15 protein-coding genes and 1 tRNA gene are annotated in these 16,648 nt (G+C 36.5%); 11 read left to right on the plus strand and 5 right to left on the minus strand.

The genetic code is table 11. The features are described from left to right. Nucleotides 1–88: 88 nt before the first annotated feature. The 3 genes from parC to H4J75_RS01385 form a co-directional block, all read right to left on the minus strand. Complete coding sequence (gene parC / locus H4J75_RS01375) at nt 89–2,398, minus strand: DNA topoisomerase IV subunit A (protein WP_182221136.1); 2,310 nt, start codon at nt 2,396–2,398, stop codon at nt 89–91. A gap of 199 nt (nt 2,399–2,597) precedes the next feature. Further along, complete coding sequence (locus H4J75_RS01380; RefSeq protein ID WP_182221137.1) at nt 2,598–3,899, minus strand: GGDEF domain-containing protein; 1,302 nt, start codon at nt 3,897–3,899, stop codon at nt 2,598–2,600. Then, a complete protein-coding gene (locus tag H4J75_RS01385; protein ID WP_182221138.1) occupies nt 3,899–5,806 on the minus strand; it encodes a diguanylate cyclase in 1,908 nt (635 codons plus the stop codon). The genes H4J75_RS01380 and H4J75_RS01385 overlap by 1 nt, the downstream gene beginning before the upstream one ends. A gap of 183 nt (nt 5,807–5,989) precedes the next feature. Between H4J75_RS01385 and H4J75_RS01390 the strand changes: the two genes are divergently transcribed. From H4J75_RS01390 to H4J75_RS01420, 7 genes are all read left to right on the plus strand, one after another. Beyond that, nucleotides 5,990–6,066, plus strand: a tRNA-Arg gene (locus tag H4J75_RS01390). 163 nt (nt 6,067–6,229) lie between these two features. Next, entirely contained in the window at nt 6,230–7,474 is a 1,245-nt protein-coding gene (locus H4J75_RS01395; RefSeq protein ID WP_182221139.1) for an integrase domain-containing protein, read from the plus strand. Beyond that, on the plus strand, nt 7,471–8,385 hold the full coding sequence (locus H4J75_RS01400) for a RuvA C-terminal domain-containing protein (RefSeq protein ID WP_182221140.1): 915 nt from the start codon (nt 7,471–7,473) through the stop codon (nt 8,383–8,385). Before H4J75_RS01395 ends, H4J75_RS01400 begins: the two co-directional genes overlap by 4 nt. An 80-nt stretch (nt 8,386–8,465) precedes the next feature. Next, nucleotides 8,466–8,717, plus strand: a complete 252-nt coding sequence (locus H4J75_RS01405) for an AlpA family transcriptional regulator (protein ID WP_182221141.1) — start codon at nt 8,466–8,468, stop codon at nt 8,715–8,717. 8 nt (nt 8,718–8,725) lie between these two features. Then, nucleotides 8,726–9,187 (plus strand): hypothetical protein, encoded by a 462-nt coding sequence (locus H4J75_RS01410; RefSeq protein WP_182221142.1) that lies wholly within the window; start codon nt 8,726–8,728, stop codon nt 9,185–9,187. Nucleotides 9,188–9,488: 301 nt separating this feature from the next. Beyond that, the gene (locus tag H4J75_RS01415; RefSeq protein WP_182221143.1) at nt 9,489–10,070 is read left to right on the plus strand and encodes an inovirus-type Gp2 protein; all 582 of its coding nucleotides are present in this window, start codon (nt 9,489–9,491) and stop codon (nt 10,068–10,070) included. 247 nt (nt 10,071–10,317) lie between these two features. Next, on the plus strand, nt 10,318–10,785 hold the full coding sequence (locus H4J75_RS01420) for a PH domain-containing protein (RefSeq protein WP_182221144.1): 468 nt from the start codon (nt 10,318–10,320) through the stop codon (nt 10,783–10,785). 158 nt (nt 10,786–10,943) lie between these two features. Here H4J75_RS01420 and H4J75_RS20045 read toward each other — a convergent pair whose 3' ends face one another. After that, nucleotides 10,944–11,639: a PEP-CTERM sorting domain-containing protein gene (locus tag H4J75_RS20045; RefSeq protein ID WP_259366319.1), complete on the minus strand. Its 696-nt coding sequence runs from the start codon at nt 11,637–11,639 to the stop codon at nt 10,944–10,946. Nucleotides 11,640–12,171: 532 nt separating this feature from the next. On the opposite strand from H4J75_RS20045, the gene H4J75_RS01430 reads away from it, so the two are divergent. The 3 genes from H4J75_RS01430 to H4J75_RS01440 all read left to right on the plus strand — a co-directional run bounded on the left by H4J75_RS01430 (nt 12,172) and on the right by H4J75_RS01440 (nt 13,924). Next, nucleotides 12,172–12,399 (plus strand): hypothetical protein, encoded by a 228-nt coding sequence (locus H4J75_RS01430; protein ID WP_182221145.1) that lies wholly within the window; start codon nt 12,172–12,174, stop codon nt 12,397–12,399. A 34-nt stretch (nt 12,400–12,433) separates the two neighbouring features. Further along, nucleotides 12,434–13,048: a hypothetical protein gene (locus H4J75_RS01435; protein WP_182221146.1), complete on the plus strand. Its 615-nt coding sequence runs from the start codon at nt 12,434–12,436 to the stop codon at nt 13,046–13,048. Nucleotides 13,049–13,540: 492 nt separating this feature from the next. Further along, complete coding sequence (locus H4J75_RS01440; protein WP_182221147.1) at nt 13,541–13,924, plus strand: hypothetical protein; 384 nt, start codon at nt 13,541–13,543, stop codon at nt 13,922–13,924. Between the two features lie 228 nt (nt 13,925–14,152). Here H4J75_RS01440 and H4J75_RS01445 read toward each other — a convergent pair whose 3' ends face one another. After that, on the minus strand, nt 14,153–14,293 hold the full coding sequence (locus H4J75_RS01445) for a hypothetical protein (protein ID WP_182213288.1): 141 nt from the start codon (nt 14,291–14,293) through the stop codon (nt 14,153–14,155). A 313-nt stretch (nt 14,294–14,606) separates the two neighbouring features. On the opposite strand from H4J75_RS01445, the gene tkt reads away from it, so the two are divergent. Then, nucleotides 14,607–16,595: a transketolase gene (gene tkt, locus H4J75_RS01450; protein WP_182221148.1), complete on the plus strand. Its 1,989-nt coding sequence runs from the start codon at nt 14,607–14,609 to the stop codon at nt 16,593–16,595. Nucleotides 16,596–16,648 lie beyond the last annotated feature (53 nt).

The raw sequence follows: 16,648 nt of genomic DNA on the forward strand, positions 1-16,648 counted from the left end.
GATAAAAAACTCAGGTAAAATAATAATGTTATTTTACCTGAGTTTTTAATAAATGATGAAGTAAATAGTGATTAAAAGTTACGGTTACTTATATCTCATCATTGGCTGTTGGAATTACCACGTCTTCAATGTTAATTTCTTCGGCGATCATACCCACTTCGACACGGTCAACGCGTTGTAGACCTCTTGGTAACTTATTGCCACGGCGACCACGCTCACCACGATAGTGTTCAACATCGCTGGCTTTTAAGGTTAACTTACGTTTACCCGCGTGCAATGTTACCGAACTTTCTGCTGAAATAACGTTTAGTATCGAAACAAATTCTTCACGGCTTTTCGCTCTTGCTGCAGAAATATTAATAATTTTGTTACCTTTACCTTTACTAAGTATCGGTAAGTCTTTAACTGGAAATACCAGCATTCGACCTTCAGACGTAATGGCAAGCACTAACATATTATCAATATTAGCAATTGGTAATGGTGTATTCACTTTGGCATTTGCTGGCACGCTTAATAATGCTTTACCATTCTTATTGCGGCTGATCATGTCAGAAAATTTACCAACAAAACCATAGCCAGCATCACTGCTGAGTAAATATTTACTTTCATCACTTGCCATTAAACTCGTGACAAACGTTTCTCCTGTCGATAGGCTAAAACGGCCACTTAACGGCTCACCTTGGCTTCTTGCCGTTGGCAATGTATGAGCGTCGGTGGTGTAAGCACGCCCCGTTGAGTCAATAAAGACCACAGGATTATTGCTGCGCCCTTTTGAAGAACATAAGTAGCTGTCGCCTGATTTATAACTCAGCGCTTCGGGTTCAATATCATGACCTTTGGCACAACGCGCCCAACCCTTGTGAGAAACGACAACGGTAACGGCTTCACTGGGGACTAAATCTTTTTCAGATAGTGCTTTTGCTTCGCTGCGCTCAATAAGAACAGAACGACGGTCATCACCATATTTTTCAGCCGCTTCTTGAATTTCTTTTTTCATTAGCGTATTCATTCGCGCTGTTGAGTTTAATATTTTTTCAAGATATTCACGTTCTATATTAAGCTCTGCTTGCTCTGCTCTTATTTTAATTTCTTCAAGTTTAGCAAGTTGGCGAAGCTTAATTTCTAAAATTGATTCTGCTTGACGTTCTGATAAATCAAAACGAGAAATCAGTTCTTCTTTGGGTTTATCAAAATTTCGAATAATTTCGATAACTTCATCAATATTTAAATAGGCGATCAATAAACCGTCTAATAAATGTAAACGAGCTAACACTTTGTCGAGACGATACTGCAAGCGACGACGCACAGTTTCGCGACGATATACCAGCCATTCTGATAAAATAACCCGCAAGTCTTTTACTGCAGGTTTATTATTCAAGCCAATCATGTTTAGATTAACACGATAACTTTTTTCTAAATCGGTACTGGCAAACAAGTGATTCATTAATTGTTCTATATCAACTCGATTAGAACGAGGGATCACCACTAAACGGGTTGGATTCTCATGATCAGACTCGTCACGCAAATCAACCACCATAGGTAGTTTTTTCGCATTCATTTGCCCAGCAATTTGTTCAAGTATTTTGCCGCCAGAAGCTTGATGAGGTAAAGCTGTAATAACAATATCACCCTGCACAACCTCAAAGATGGCGCGCATCTTAATACTACCTTTACCGGTTCTATATATTTTTTCAATATCGGCTTTAGGTGTAATTATTTCAGCATCGGTAGGGTAATCAGGACCTTTGACATACTCAAGTAAATCACTAATTTCTGCTTTAGGTTGTTCAATTAAATGCACACATGCATTAGCCACTTCACGAACGTTATGGGGTGGAATATCGGTAGCCATACCAACAGCGATGCCGGTAATACCATTTAAGAGTATATGAGGTAAACGAGCAGGCAAGGTTTTAGGTTCATTCATGGTACCGTCAAAGTTTGGTGTCCAATCAACGGTGCCTTGACCTAATTCGGCAAGTAATATTTCGCTAAAACGTGATAAACGTGATTCGGTATAACGCATAGCAGCGAAAGATTTAGGATCGTCTGGCGCGCCCCAGTTTCCTTGCCCGTCAACCAGCGGATATCGATATGAAAATGGTTGAGCCATTAATACCATAGCTTCATAGCAAGCAGAGTCGCCATGTGGGTGAAATTTACCCAACACATCACCAACAGTACGCGCTGATTTTTTATATTTTGCGTTGGCAGACAAACCTAATTCAGACATCGCATAGACAATACGTCTTTGAACTGGCTTCAAGCCATCACCAATATGTGGTAAAGCTCGATCCATGATCACGTACATCGAATAGTTTAAATAAGACTCTTCGGTAAATTGTCGAAGTGGTCGCTGTTCAATACCTTCGAGGCTAAAATTAAGCGCGTCTGACATGAATTAATTCCTGAATTGTCAACCTGTTAGGGAGTAGCCCTACCCGTGACTTTGGTTATTATTTTTAGATTACATTTAGCTAGACTCTAGCTTATATGATTATATAGCTGTTGCCAATCAAGATGCGCCTTTGAGAGTACATTTTGAATGACAATAGGGAGACAAGGCAGGAAAACACTTCTTTATCAAAATTTGTAAATTAGTCGTTATTATTTTGGCCTTCATCATTAAACTGACAGACGCGGTTGCGTCCGTTAGCTTTAGCATAATACATCGCTATATCAGCTGCATTAAGTAAGTCATCAAAATTTGACTCGACTTGCTCCAAACAAGCAACGCCAATACATACCGATAGTTGTTCGTTAATATTAAATTCAGACCAGTCTTTACTTGCCACTTTCTCACGTAAACGCTCGGCTATTGCCTTAGCTTCAGCACAGCCTACCTCTGGTAATATACCGGCAAACTCTTCACCACCTAATCGGGCAAAAAGATCGCGAGAGCGCATAGTTTCACTGCCTAGTTCGGCAATTATTTTAATAACTTCATCACCAATATCATGACCGTAAGTATCATTTATATTTTTGAAGTGATCTATATCTAATAGAATGACACTTAAACTCTGTTTTTCATTGACCGCTGAAGCCACTGCTTCAGCGCCTTTTTCAAACAAAGTACGTCGATTATATAAGTTAGTTAGACTATCTACTTTTGCTAAATATTTTAATCTTTTTCTGACTTTTATTTGTCTCAATAGAAGTACAAAGAAAACAATAACAGTGACAACTAGTATTAAAATATTACGTTGTTGAGCAAACTTTTTATTCTCTGCAGCAATAATTTTTAAACGTTTAATTTTATTTTGATTGGCTAATAATTCATTTTGCTTAATTTTTTCATCAGTTGCATAGGTTTTATTAAGATCTTTAATTTTATCAGCTCGGGTTCCATCAAAGTATTGGTAACCATTTCTTATATATTTTTTCTTATAATCGAACGCTTGCTTAAAGTCACCCAAAGCAGAAAATGAGCGAGCAAAAATCAGATTCACTTCAGAGAATTCAGGCAAATAAAGCTGCTTTCCAGGGATTTCATCTCGTAAGTTTAATGTCTTCTCAAGCCAAGCAATAGCCTGTTTATCCTGTTGTGCATGGTGCTCGATTAAAGCGTGTATCAAAAATATTAAATACTGTTCTGCGGCGTTAAAAGTTGAGTTGATTTCTTCTAGTTGTAATAAAACACCGGTAACTTGCACAGCATCTTTTTGATCGTTTTGTTGAACCAGTGATAACAAAGACAAAATACGAGCATTAATTGGTAACGGCTCTTTATTGTTCAAAATATTTTCAGGCTCAGCAGGCGCATTGTCACTCTTATTTTCTTCTGCGGCTGACGCTTCGCCAACTGAATAAGCTTGCGCTACTGAAGAAAATGCTGCATTTACCAAGTAGAAGCTCAATAAGACACACAGTGATATATTAGAAAAAGAGTAATGTTTCATTAAAAACACACCTTATTTCTACCTAAATTTTTTGCTTGATACATATTAATATCCGCGTCTTTTATCAGTTGAGCAAAACTTGTAGTACTTCCTTTTTGGTAAGAAGATATACCAATACTGACCGTAACCCCAGTGAGTTTTTTATATGACCAAACTTTATTTTGAATACTCAAACGTAATCTCTCAGCCAAATCATAAGCATTTTCGGGTGAAGTGTTCGCTAATAAAGCAATAAATTCCTCGCCACCGAAACGGCCAAAACAATCACTTTGACGCATAATATGGTTAGCCAAGTCAGCAATATCTTTGAGTATTTTGTCACCGGTATTATGACCAAAGCTATCATTTATCGCTTTGAAATTATCAACATCGAGCATTAATATACTAAAAGGTGCTTGTTCTTCTTCTGCTCGCGTAAACATTTGCTCACCCAACTCGATTAAACGTCGGCGGTTAGCAACACCTGTTAAATCATCAACTTGGCTAATTCGAACAAGATGTTTTTGACTTTGTAACATTTTAAGCAAAAACCAAGCGAGTATGACAAGCACCGTACCGACAAAAATAATCAACAAATGTAAATTTTCTTCGTAGTAGGTCACATCGTTAAGTTCTATTATTTGTACAGACTTCTCCTGTTCAAGTATTTTGTTTTTTAAGTCTGCTTGTTTGCTTTCAAAACTTAATCGTAACTCTTCAATTTGTTCCATGTTTATGTTTTCTTGATCTTTAAATAAACGCGTTAAAAATTGAGATTGTTTTTCATAAGCTTGCTGATATCTTTGTGTTTTATAATAAATTTCAGACTGCAAATACATCAAGTGATAATTTGAAAAAGTATTTTTTGTTTGACTATTTTTTGCTAATATTTTTTCAGCGACAGCTAAGTTTTCAAGCGCCTCATCATATCGTTCCATGGCTTCAAGTACGTATGCCTTATTAACGTTAAAAAATAATAAGGCATTATGTTGCTGTACACCTTTTAGGTATTGTTCAGCAAGGGTAATATATTGATAAGCAACATCTAAATCAGGATCTTTCTTCTTAGCGTGCGACATAGACAAACGAGTATAAGCTCCACTTATAACTTCATTGTTACTAAATTTATTAGCACTGGCTATGACTTCTTCAAATAGCTCGATAGCTTGTTCATATCGGCTTTGATCCATGTAGTTCACTGCAATATTTTGTAAACTATTTAACGCATAGAGTGCCATACCCGCTTTTTTATAATGTTCGTAAGACGCTTGGTAAAATTTTATCGATTTTTTAGGGTTATACATATAAGAGTATAAAATACCCAACTCGCTGTTAACGGAACCTTTAAGTTCTTCATTATCTAGAGTATTGGCAATAACCAGCGCGTTATTGAGCATAGTCAACGACTTTTCATATTGTTCAGTTAGGTAATAAATAGCACCTAAGTTGATAAAGCCATCGGCAATAAATTTTTTAGCATCTAAGGATTCGGCAACTTCTAAGCCATTCAAATAATTCTCAACCGCGCCACTAGCATCACCTAAACTTTCTAAAGAAAAGCCACGTAAGTATGAAAGTTGTGAAATCAATATTGTAGGACTAGTTAAATGTTGTGCTATTTTTAACCCTTGCGATGCGGCGCTAAACGCCGATTTATATTGAGAGGCTTCAATATAAACTTCTGACAGTACTTGGTAATACTTTACCTGGTTCCCAACGGTTAACGCATTGATGTTGGTTTGATAAGAATCTAACAGTGCAAGTGCATCGGTAACATTGGTATTTTGTAATTTTTCAACGCGTTCAACAAAAAAGATAAAGTCACGATTGGTTGTGCCATTATCTGCAAATGTTTGCGTAGTTATCAACAAAGCGCTTAACAGAGACCAAAAAACCAAGGTAACTTGTTTGTAACGTTTTTTTAACAAATTCAACCTCTTATTTATAGTTTTAGCCATAGTTTAATCAACTTCAGTTGCAGTATAAAACGATTTAAAGCGAATGATAAACCGTTATTTCTAATTAATTATTTTTCATCCACATACAGAGAAAATAAAACTAGAACAACAACAACTTTTAAGATAAATTAACAACGCTTTTTGCTTTATAATGTCCTTGTAGCTCAGTTGGATAGAGCAAGCGCCTCCTAAGCGCTAGGTCGGACGTTCGAATCGTCTCAGGGACGCCAAAATCACTATTACGAACGGTCAATAACACTCGTAAAACCCATTAAAAATAAAGTCCCTAGAGCATTTAACGGTTATTAACGATTAATAAGAACTTGTAAAAATCACGCTTTATTGTAACACTGATAGTAACACCAACCCTATACAATCAAACTCAGTGTTACTATGGCTAGAATAACCACTCCTTTAACAAATACAGAAGTTAAACAGGCTAAGCCTAAAGACAAGGAGTATAACCTTGTAGATGGTGATGGCTTGATGTTACGCGTTAAGCCAAATAGCTCTAAATTGTGGCTATTTAACTATTACCGTCCTTTTACAAAGAAACGCGCAAATATTAGCTTTGGAAAATATCCTGACATTTCATTAGCTGAAGCTAGAAAAAAGCGTACCAGCGCAAGAAATTTGCTTGCTCAAGATATTGATCCCAAAACACACAAAGAAAAAATTACTGAAAATAAGAAAATAGAGCTAAGTAACACGCTTTTAAAAGTGGCTACTGATTGGTTTGAAATAAAGAAAAAGACCATTGCGACAAATACCGCTAAAGACACATGGAACTCACTTAATAATCATATCTTCCCAAAGCTTGGCAATCACCCTGTTACCGCTTTAACGCCTGTTATTGTTATTGATGCCATGAAGCCAATCGCTAATAAGGGCAGCCTTTTTGTTATTAAACGTCTTTGCCAACGCCTTAATGAAATAATGACCTACTCTGCCAATGTTGGCTTGATTGACGCCAACCCACTAACAGGCATTTTAAAAGCCTTTGAAGCCCCAAGGAAACAACACTACCCCACAATAAAGCCTGAAGAATTACCAAAGCTAATGGCTGACCTGAGCTATTCAACTTTAAGGCTAGTAACGCGCTTATTAATTGAATGGCAGCTTCATACTATGGTTCGTTCAAACGAAGCCGCTACAGCAAAGTGGGCTGATATTGATGTTGAAAATTTATGCTGGCGAATTCCTGGCGATGTAATGAAAATGAACAAGCCACACGTTGTTCCACTTACACCACAAACCCTAGCAATATTAGAACGTATAAAACCCGTTAGCGCTGACAATGACTACATATTCCCTGCCGATAGAAACCTTAAAGGCCATGCTAACCGCGAGTCAGCAAACATGGCATTAAAGCGTATTGGTTATAAGAACAAATTAGTGGCGCATGGTTTACGTTCACTTGCCAGCACCACATTAAACGAACAAGGTTTTGATCCTGATGTTATTGAATCGGCATTAGCACACGTTGATAAAAACGAAGTAAGACGCGCTTATAATCACGCTGAATATTTAGAACGTAGACGGGTAATGATGGCTTGGTGGTCTGATAATATTGAACAGGCTCAATCAGGCAAGTTGATTCAAAAACATAATATTATAAATTTAAAGGCTCAAGGATGACTGATAAAAATAACGAAGATTTAGATCGGGCAGAAGATGAAAATTCAATGGAAGATGCTACGATTCTTCACTTGATACGTAAATTAGATATAGAGCCTAACTTCTTCAACACAATAGATTGGATAAATAATTTTCATGAAAGAACCCAAGATCCAAAAACCGAACTACTTTCGGAAACATTATCAAATTTATTAGACACCTACCCCGAATTTATAGGCAATGAATTTGACACTCAGTTAAGAAGTGTTGGGCTAGAGCAGATAGCCAACCTTGAAGAGCAGTACAAAAAAATAGGGAGTCGAGTGAAAGAGAACTTACCCTATGAGCGGTTCTTTAGATTTGATAATCCTATTGAGCTTTTTTTATTTGAAATTAGTTACGGTAGTTATCCACCTCCTGAAATATTAATGATGTTAGCAAAGTGTTTTAGCCTCTATTTTCTAGCTGAGGGTACGCTATCGCTAGAGGATGTGTTTTTTGGAAAAGTGATTAAAAAGTCTGGTAATTACTCAATGCGAAGAAAACGTAATACTAATTTCCAAGAATTTCATTATCAGGTAATACAAGGGAAGGTACTTTCCAATTTTTTGAATAAAAAATTCAACCTTGAAGAATTTACATTAGCTCACCTAAAAACGTGTCAAGCAAACGAAGTTAGTTGCCCAATAGTAAATGTTACCGAAGACAATATAGAAAGTTTTATTGTTGCTTACTACAGATGGAAAAAAAACAACTTGAATAAGCAAACATCTTTAATTGATAAAGCCGAAATAAAGGGCGACTCTATTAATGCCCTTGTTTCCCTTGGCTACTCTATAACAGTAGCCGAACAGGTAATTTTAAAAGTATTGAATAACAAACTTACAGCAGAAGAAACAATCAAAAAGGCTCTCATGAGTTTGATGGAATAACAATTAAGTCATTTATTTGTTTTAGTAGGAAATAAACTCATAACTCATAATGGTCATCATCAACCAATGAGGAACTAAGTATGACTATTAATAAAAACTTTCAACTAATCCGCAGACCATCTGTTTTATCACAAACAGCTAGATCAAAATCCGCATTACAACTAGACGAAAAAGCTGGATTGTTTTGCCCTCCTATCTCGATCGGTGATCGTGCCGTTGCTTATATCAAGCATGAGGTAGAAGCCATCATCCAAGCTCGTATTGAAGAACAAACACCAGAGCAAATCAAACAGCTTGTTTCTGAGCTAATCAAACAACGCAAAGCGGCATAGGGGGCAACATGAAATATAAAAATATCTATGAAGTATTCGTCGCGTCAACTAAATGCTTTCCTTTAATGAATACCAAAGGGTTTAAATTGCTTGCGCTCTTTGCTGAGAAGAAGCGTATTTACCGAGAAGAACTTGTCGAGTTACTAGGTGATGATTTTCGAACTGAAATACAGGCTTTAGACGGTAGTAATTATCATTGGTTAATTCATAGGGGGAAGGAAGCGAATCGAATTGTGTATATAGAGCTTGATGAGCGACATTATTCTACGAATATTGACCTTGATAATGAAGCAAGAACTGAACGAAGAAAACAGTTAACTGACCAGTCGTATAAAGAAGCTAAATTAGGGCGTGTTCGAGAGCCTATTGCTTTAGCTAAAAGAACTGATGCTTGGCGTGAAACTATTTTATCTTTCGGAGAAGCGGCAAATGACTCTAGTATAAAAAACAAAACCGCTAAGAAAGATTAATTTCAAAGCGGCTTATCTAAAACTGGCTAGTGGAATAAGTTTAGCGACCTACCACTAGCCAACTACTAGAGTATAACCAAGTTAACAGCTTTTCAATAGTTAGTAGTTACAAACCTGTTAAGCACTACCCTGTTTATGTTGATTGTTATTAACCACTATTTATAGGTTTCTTACCTCTATATTTATGGTGATTGAAATAAACCAACTATATCCACTGGGTTTAGACAGGTAAGTAACAACTTACTTTGTGCTAGGTAATTAATAATATCCTTTAGCGTTATCTTAGTTAGTAAACTATCTAATGGCATACATAACCAAAGACAAAGCAATAACAGTAAACGGTCAAACTTGGTGGGTAAACTCGAAAGGAAGTGGGTTAATTGCGCACTCTATTAAAGCAATGATTAACCAGATTGATGCGATGTTAAGTCACCATAGCAAAATTCACATCATACGGTTTGATCTAAGAGTTTATGAATACACTGAAAATAACGGCATTATTACGGCATTTAATCGCAGATTACATAAATGGCTGAAACGAAAATACAGTTTTAAACGTATCGGCTTTATGTGGTGTAGAGAAATAGAAACAGCCAAAAAACAACATTATCACTACGCGCTAATAATTGACGGTCACAAGGTTAACTTTCCTTATGAAGTAACCAACAAAGTAAAAGAGCTATGGCGGCAATTAGACGGCTCTGAATACTTTCCTGATAACTGCTATTACAATGTTAAAAGAGATGATTACGAGTCGATACAGGACGCTATCTGGCGTATATCTTACTTGGCTAAAGCTAGAGGGAAAGGCTATAAACCAGATCAAGTTAAGAACTATGGTACTAGTCGCATAAAACTAAAAAAGGCAGTTGATTATCCGTAAATACGGCATAACTACGGGTTAATTAAGGGCTCTGAATTATTAAGTTTTTGCTGAACAAGTAGAAAATAACGGGAAAAAGACGGGAACATCAAATTTTATTGCTTAATTTAAGGCATTTATAAGGCAAGCAATTATTTTTCCTGCTTCATAAAAGGAAGATTTCTGTGGTCACAATAGACGCATCAATTATGATAAAATATTGCTTAGTTACTACCTGTTTTTCGGACTATATAAAAGGAAAAAATGAATGGAAAAATTCCCTACAAGTAAAGTAAGGCGAAGTACTGAAGCTTTTCTGGAAATTGGATTTAAATTAACGGGCGTTTACATTACCTATTTAGCATTTAATTTTTGCGGTGAATTTTTATTCGAAGGTGAATTTAATTCCGATACATTATTTAGTTTATTGATGTTACCAGCGTTATACGTATTAAAAACGGCTCACGTTATTGTTTCACCATACTTTGTAAAAGTTAGGATGTCAGAAACTGAAGTAGAATCCAGAACGGGAATTCTGACTCAACGTTTAGATAAACTTAATCTCAAAACAGTCGAAAATATTGAGGTAGTAACAACATTGGGAGGAAGATTATTCAAATACAGCACCATTTATTTGTATGCTCATGGTTCGTGGGTTCGTCTACCTTTTTTAAAGAATCCTGATCAAATAAAACTAAAAATTGAAGCTAAGTTAAATACGATAAATGGTAACTAAGGCATTAAAGGTATTTCTCTAAATAGATACAGATAGATCAAGTAAAGAACTATGGTACTAGCCGGATTAAGCTAAACAACAGGCAATAAAAAAGCACCAATGAATGGTGCTTTATATTTTACTCATTACTTGAATGTAAGAGTATTAAACAGACTAAATTACTGTTTTTTGAATCTACGTGATGCTAAACCCATAATGCCTAATGCGAAGATCGCAAGAGTAGTTGGTTCTGGAACTGCTGTAAATGATAGACCCGTTATATCATTTACAAGTAATTGGTTTGTAGCATTTGCTGAAGTGTCCTGCCAATCCCAACCTAAAGCTACAACATTACCTAATCCATAGCTTCCCGTGATACCAACATTATAACCGTTTGAGGTGGCTATGATATCGACATCAGTACCAATATTTGTGAAAGATCTAAAATACTGAGTCGCTCCACCATTAGAGTATGTAGTAGGAAGGCTAGTGCCAAACCCTAAATCCAAACCTGCTTGAGTAAATGTGACTGAATTATTACTAGCATAACCAAATTGGTCTGTAGCATTTAACATAGACATAGTATTAATAGCCCAAGAAGCTCCACTCCATTCTGTTACTAATGTTCCTCCATTTAGAACATAATCGCGTAAGTCGTTGTCACCATTTTGACGAATTAGCCATACTTGATCCAATAAATCTAACTCTGCTAGAGTACTTGAACTATTAACACCAACAAATGTATGACCTGCATTTCCAATTTGACTCGCAAAGGGGGTACTGTTTCCCCAAACGCCAATAAGTCCAGCATTAGCTAACCCACTTATAGAGAAAACCAAACCAGCAACAGCCACTTTTAACATTTTTATATTCATAAAACTTCCTTTGTAATACATTCCATGGAATAGAATGATATTTTTAATTATTTTTAACGTACCTACAGCAGTAATTGTGCCAATAATAATTAAGCTATTATTTTCAAAGCCATGGTTGATTTCTCATACCAAAAATGGAAGCAATTACATTCATAGTGTAAAATATTTGGACACATGCGCAACCTTAGTTGCTTGTTTTTCGTACAGCTTATTGGTGTTAATTGAATAAGCACAATGACTACTACCCAAAAAATACATTCTTGCGTGATCCCGCGTATTAAACAACCTCCTTAGCACTTATACTTAGTAATAATATTGAACGAGCAAGTAAGACAGGTAAACCATCAATTATGACACCGGTCTTCATTAGGAAAATACCAGTAACACTATATAAAATAAGCTGGGACAAGGTATGAATATCGGACAACTCGCCTTACAAACACCTAATAGAAGTAGTAAAAAAGCCTGTTTTTCGTACAAGATAAAAATGATACACTGTAAACTTATCTATACGCATTAAAAAGGTTTCAATATGCCAGCAGAGAACAAAGCATCTACCAGTAAATATATGGCTGGCGATATAAGACATCTAATCAATCAAGCCATTCAAAACGAATTAACCAACTTACCAGCAACACTTTCAGAAATTAAAGACCCTATTCAAAGATTAAACTTTTTAACTAAGTTAATGCCTTTTGTTTGTGCGCCCATTAAGCAAGTAGGTGTTATGACAGCTAGAAGAGAATCAGGCGAAGATTAATAAACTTTTACTTAAATATTTGGAGTAAATAACAATGCCAAAAGGTCATCATTACGGGAGAACACAAATAAGGGCTTACACTGGTGAGTATCATCGGATACATGCCAATGTATTTAAGCATTTACTCACTTCACCATTAGGTATTTATACAATCAACTCAGAACATCTAAGTGATAATCATAGTAAGTTAGTATTAAAAGAAAATAAAAATGATGTTAGATATGTAGAATTCACCATAAACGATAAACCTCACAAAATAGCCTTAAAGCGCGATAATCGAAGCGCCAGCAATAAACTATACATAACTTGCCCATACTGCCAAAAACAGCGACAAAGCCTTTACGCGATCAAATACGCCTATGGTTGTCGGCAATGTATCGGCTTACATTACGCCAGCCAAAGTGAACGCCCAAACGAGCGGCTAATGAGGCGCATTAGAAAGCTAAGAAAAGAGCTATGGGGTTTTGACTGGCCTGACGTAAACAATATGTTTGAAAATATTTATTATTGGCCTAAGCCTAAATGGATGCGTTGGAAAACATTTGAACAAAAAAGAAATCAGATAACCGAGTTAGAAAAGAAATATTGGCCTATGGTAGATGTTCAAATGAAGGCTATGTTTGGAAATGGCTTTATTAATGACTTTTGATTATAGTAACACTCAAAGTAACACTGACAGCAAGATGAAAACCAAAAGCCATAACTAACAGTTAGTTAACCAACCTAAACGACGTCTCTCAGGGACACCAAAATCACTAAACTAAGTAAGAATTTAAAAACAGACAACTAGCCTAAAAATCATACTTTTTACCGCTAGGTAACCCGCTTATAGCAGCCCTCACACTTATCATTACTATAATAAAGACACAATGAAAGAAAAGCATAGAAAGTAGGGAATACTCTGTATTGATCTACCATCACATAATCTAATTAATAGATAACATCATAGTATTGCGCCCCACTCTTAATAGTCCATGTCTAATAAGTAGTTTTATTGTTAAATATCAGCTATTAACCTAAAAGCGCTATTTTATTATTAGCTAGCCCCTCGATAAATTTATCCGTAGATCAGCCTACTAGTAATTAAAAAAACAGACTACAATTGTTGCTTCATCAAATACATTTCACTATGAGTCCCCAAATGGAAAAACATAGATTAAGTTTTGTTCAAATAAACCTTTTAAATGAAAAAATTGCCGAAGTGATTTTTGATAAAGGCGTTTATATCTCAATTGAAATGATGGAAGAAATTGAAACTTTTTTTTGTACTTTTTTTAAAACTGACTTTGGTGTTATCGTCAATAAAATTTATCCTTACACCTATTCACTTGAGGCGCAGTTAACGATGGGTTCTCTAATTCATATGAAATCAATAGCCTCAATCAACTATTCTAAAGAAGGTGTTGCTAACACTGAAGATATTATCAATAAACGTAGTAATGATAAGTTAAACATTAAGCAGTTTAATGGTTTAGAGCTAGGTCGCCAGCAAGCACTTAAATGGCTACAAAAAGAACTAGCTTGATCGCTGGTTGATACAGAACATAGACACTCCTTGCCACCTCGGTAACTGCTACTGCGTTACTCTACTTCCTGCATCCATACGATCACAGCACCGTACTATTGCCTCCATGGATGAGGGTCTATAATTTGTCGTAAACAAAAATAACGTGCAGAATGCACTAATGCAGCGTAGAGATAAAAAAACCTCGTAAACGAGGCCTTTAAAATTCATATAATTTATTACCAACGATTACTCACTGGTAGATTTTTCTATTGTAACTTCCTTGTCACCTACGATTGAGATATTACTCAATGCCGCTGAAACAGCCAATACGATTACCGCAAAAATCACTGTTGTCAGCTTAAATCCTCGTGAAGATGACCTGTTCATAAATGTTCCTGTGTCAGGTTTTATAGTTGTTATTTTGACATCTGTACAAAACTCAACCAATCTATACGATTAACATTGGTAATTCAACCATTTAAAATTAATAAAACAGATAAATTATAAACAATCGACCAGTGAGAGAATGTTATATTATTGGTCTTTTTAGCCATTTTGTCTAAGTAATACCAAAAAAAAACACTTATTTGCATAATATCGTTTGCAGTTTAGTGGTGGTCTAGGTGAAAATGGTGGCACTTTCACCCCTCATATACTTAGTTCATTTTAAGTATAAATATAATAAAGATTTGGAGTCAATATGCCGTCTCGTCAAGAACTGGCCAATGCAATTAGAGCTTTAAGTATGGATGCCGTACAGAAAGCGAAATCCGGACACCCTGGAGCCCCAATGGGCATGGCAGATATTGCCGAAGTACTATGGCGCGATTTTCTAAAACATAATCCAACAGATCCAAATTGGACCGACCGCGATCGTTTTGTTTTGTCGAACGGTCATGGCTCAATGCTTATATATTCTTTATTACATTTAACCGGTTATGAATTACCGATTGAAGAATTAAAGAATTTCCGTCAATTACATTCTAAAACACCAGGCCACCCAGAATACGGTTACACCCCAGGTGTAGAAACAACGACAGGACCATTAGGTGCTGGTATTTCTAATGCAGTTGGTATGGCCATTGCTGAAAGAACACTTGCTGCACAATTTAACCGTCCAGGTCACGACATCGTTGATCACTTTACTTATTGTTTCTTAGGTGATGGTTGTTTGATGGAAGGTATTTCTCACGAAGTATGTTCATTAGCCGGCACTTTAGGATTAGGTAAATTAGTCGCTTTTTGGGATGACAACGGTATTTCAATTGATGGTAAAGTTGAAGGTTGGTTTACAGATGATACACCTGCTCGTTTTGAAGCTTATGGCTGGCACGTAATAAGCGTTGACGGTCACGACTCAGCAGCTATAGCGGCGGCAATTACTGCAGCTAAAGCAGTAACGGATAAACCATCAATGATTTGTTGTAAAACAATTATTGGTTTTGGTTCACCGAATAAAGAAGGCACACATGATTGTCATGGCGCACCATTAGGTGATGATGAGATTGCAGCGACACGTAAAGCGTTAAACTGGCCACATGCCCCTTTTGAAATTCCAAGCGATGTTTATGCTGAATGGGATCAAAAAGAAAAAGGCCAATCGAGCCAAGTTTCTTGGAATGACCAATTTTCAGCATACCAACAAGCTCACCCAGCACTTGCTGCCGAATACGAGCGTCGAGTTATTAAAGGTGATTTACCTAGCGATTTCGAAGAAAAAGCCAATGCCTTAGTGCAAGCTTGCCAAGATAAAGGCGAAAATATTGCTTCGCGTAAAGCCTCACAAAATACTATTGAAGCTTTTGGCGCTATATTACCTGAGTTATTGGGTGGTTCTGCTGATTTAGCGGGTTCTAACTTAACGTTATGGTCAGGCTCTAAAGGTATTGAAAAAGACGCTGCCGGTAACTACATTTATTACGGCGTACGTGAATTTGGTATGAGCGGCATTATGAATGGTGTTTCATTGCACGGTGGTTTTATTAATTACGGTGCAACGTTCATGATGTTTATGGAGTATGCGCGTAACGCAGTTCGTATGTCGGCTTTAATGGGTATTCAAAATATATTTGTTTACACTCACGATTCTATTGGCCAAGGTGAAGATGGTCCAACACATCAGCCAATCGAACAGTTAACGAATTTACGTACTACCCCGAATATGGATACTTGGCGCCCATGTGATGCAACAGAATCTGTTGTTGCTTGGAAATCAGCGATTGAACGTAAAAATGGCCCTACGTCATTAATATTTTCTCGCCAAGGTTTACCGGCAGTAGCGCGTAACAGTTCACAAGTAACAAACATCGCCAAAGGCGCTTATGTATTGCAAGACTGTGAGGGTACTGCTGACGTTATACTCATTGCAACGGGTTCTGAAGTATCATTAGCCCTTGATTCTGCAAAACAATTAACCGCTGATGGTAAAAAAGTACGCGTAGTTTCTATGCCGTCAACCAATACTTTTGATGTACAATCAAGCGAATACAAAGAATCAGTATTACCTTCATCTGTGATAAAACGTGTCGCTATCGAAGCTGCTCACACTGATTTTTGGTACAAGTATGTTGGTTTTTCTGGCGCTGTTGTCGGTATGACAACTTTTGGTGAATCTGCACCAGGTAACGTGTTACTTGAACATTTTGGTTTCACCGTGGCAAATGTTGTTAAGACTGTAAACCAGCTTTAGTCATTAGCTAAAGCCTATAAGTTAAAGCCTTCAAACGAAATGTATACTCGTTT

This window comes from Colwellia sp. BRX10-1, assembly GCF_014077545.1.
In the GTDB taxonomy this organism is placed as follows: Bacteria; Pseudomonadota; Gammaproteobacteria; order Enterobacterales; family Alteromonadaceae; genus Colwellia_A.

What these genes read in the sequence shown, in the direction of transcription:
- parC (WP_182221136.1), bottom strand. Translation starts at nt 2,398, where the DNA reads ATGTCAGACGCGCTTAATTTTAGCCTCGAAGGTATTGAACAGCGACCA.
- H4J75_RS01380 (WP_182221137.1), bottom strand. Translation starts at nt 3,899, where the DNA reads ATGAAACATTACTCTTTTTCTAATATATCACTGTGTGTCTTATTGAGC.
- H4J75_RS01395 (WP_182221139.1), top strand. Translation starts at nt 6,230, where the DNA reads ATGGCTAGAATAACCACTCCTTTAACAAATACAGAAGTTAAACAGGCT.
- H4J75_RS01400 (WP_182221140.1), top strand. Translation starts at nt 7,471, where the DNA reads ATGACTGATAAAAATAACGAAGATTTAGATCGGGCAGAAGATGAAAAT.
- H4J75_RS01405 (WP_182221141.1), top strand. Translation starts at nt 8,466, where the DNA reads ATGACTATTAATAAAAACTTTCAACTAATCCGCAGACCATCTGTTTTA.
- H4J75_RS01410 (WP_182221142.1), top strand. Translation starts at nt 8,726, where the DNA reads ATGAAATATAAAAATATCTATGAAGTATTCGTCGCGTCAACTAAATGC.
- H4J75_RS01415 (WP_182221143.1), top strand. Translation starts at nt 9,489, where the DNA reads ATGGCATACATAACCAAAGACAAAGCAATAACAGTAAACGGTCAAACT.
- H4J75_RS01420 (WP_182221144.1), top strand. Translation starts at nt 10,318, where the DNA reads ATGGAAAAATTCCCTACAAGTAAAGTAAGGCGAAGTACTGAAGCTTTT.
- H4J75_RS20045 (WP_259366319.1), bottom strand. Translation starts at nt 11,639, where the DNA reads ATGAATATAAAAATGTTAAAAGTGGCTGTTGCTGGTTTGGTTTTCTCT.
- H4J75_RS01430 (WP_182221145.1), top strand. Translation starts at nt 12,172, where the DNA reads ATGCCAGCAGAGAACAAAGCATCTACCAGTAAATATATGGCTGGCGAT.
- H4J75_RS01435 (WP_182221146.1), top strand. Translation starts at nt 12,434, where the DNA reads ATGCCAAAAGGTCATCATTACGGGAGAACACAAATAAGGGCTTACACT.
- H4J75_RS01440 (WP_182221147.1), top strand. Translation starts at nt 13,541, where the DNA reads ATGGAAAAACATAGATTAAGTTTTGTTCAAATAAACCTTTTAAATGAA.
- H4J75_RS01445 (WP_182213288.1), bottom strand. Translation starts at nt 14,293, where the DNA reads ATGAACAGGTCATCTTCACGAGGATTTAAGCTGACAACAGTGATTTTT.
- tkt (WP_182221148.1), top strand. Translation starts at nt 14,607, where the DNA reads ATGCCGTCTCGTCAAGAACTGGCCAATGCAATTAGAGCTTTAAGTATG.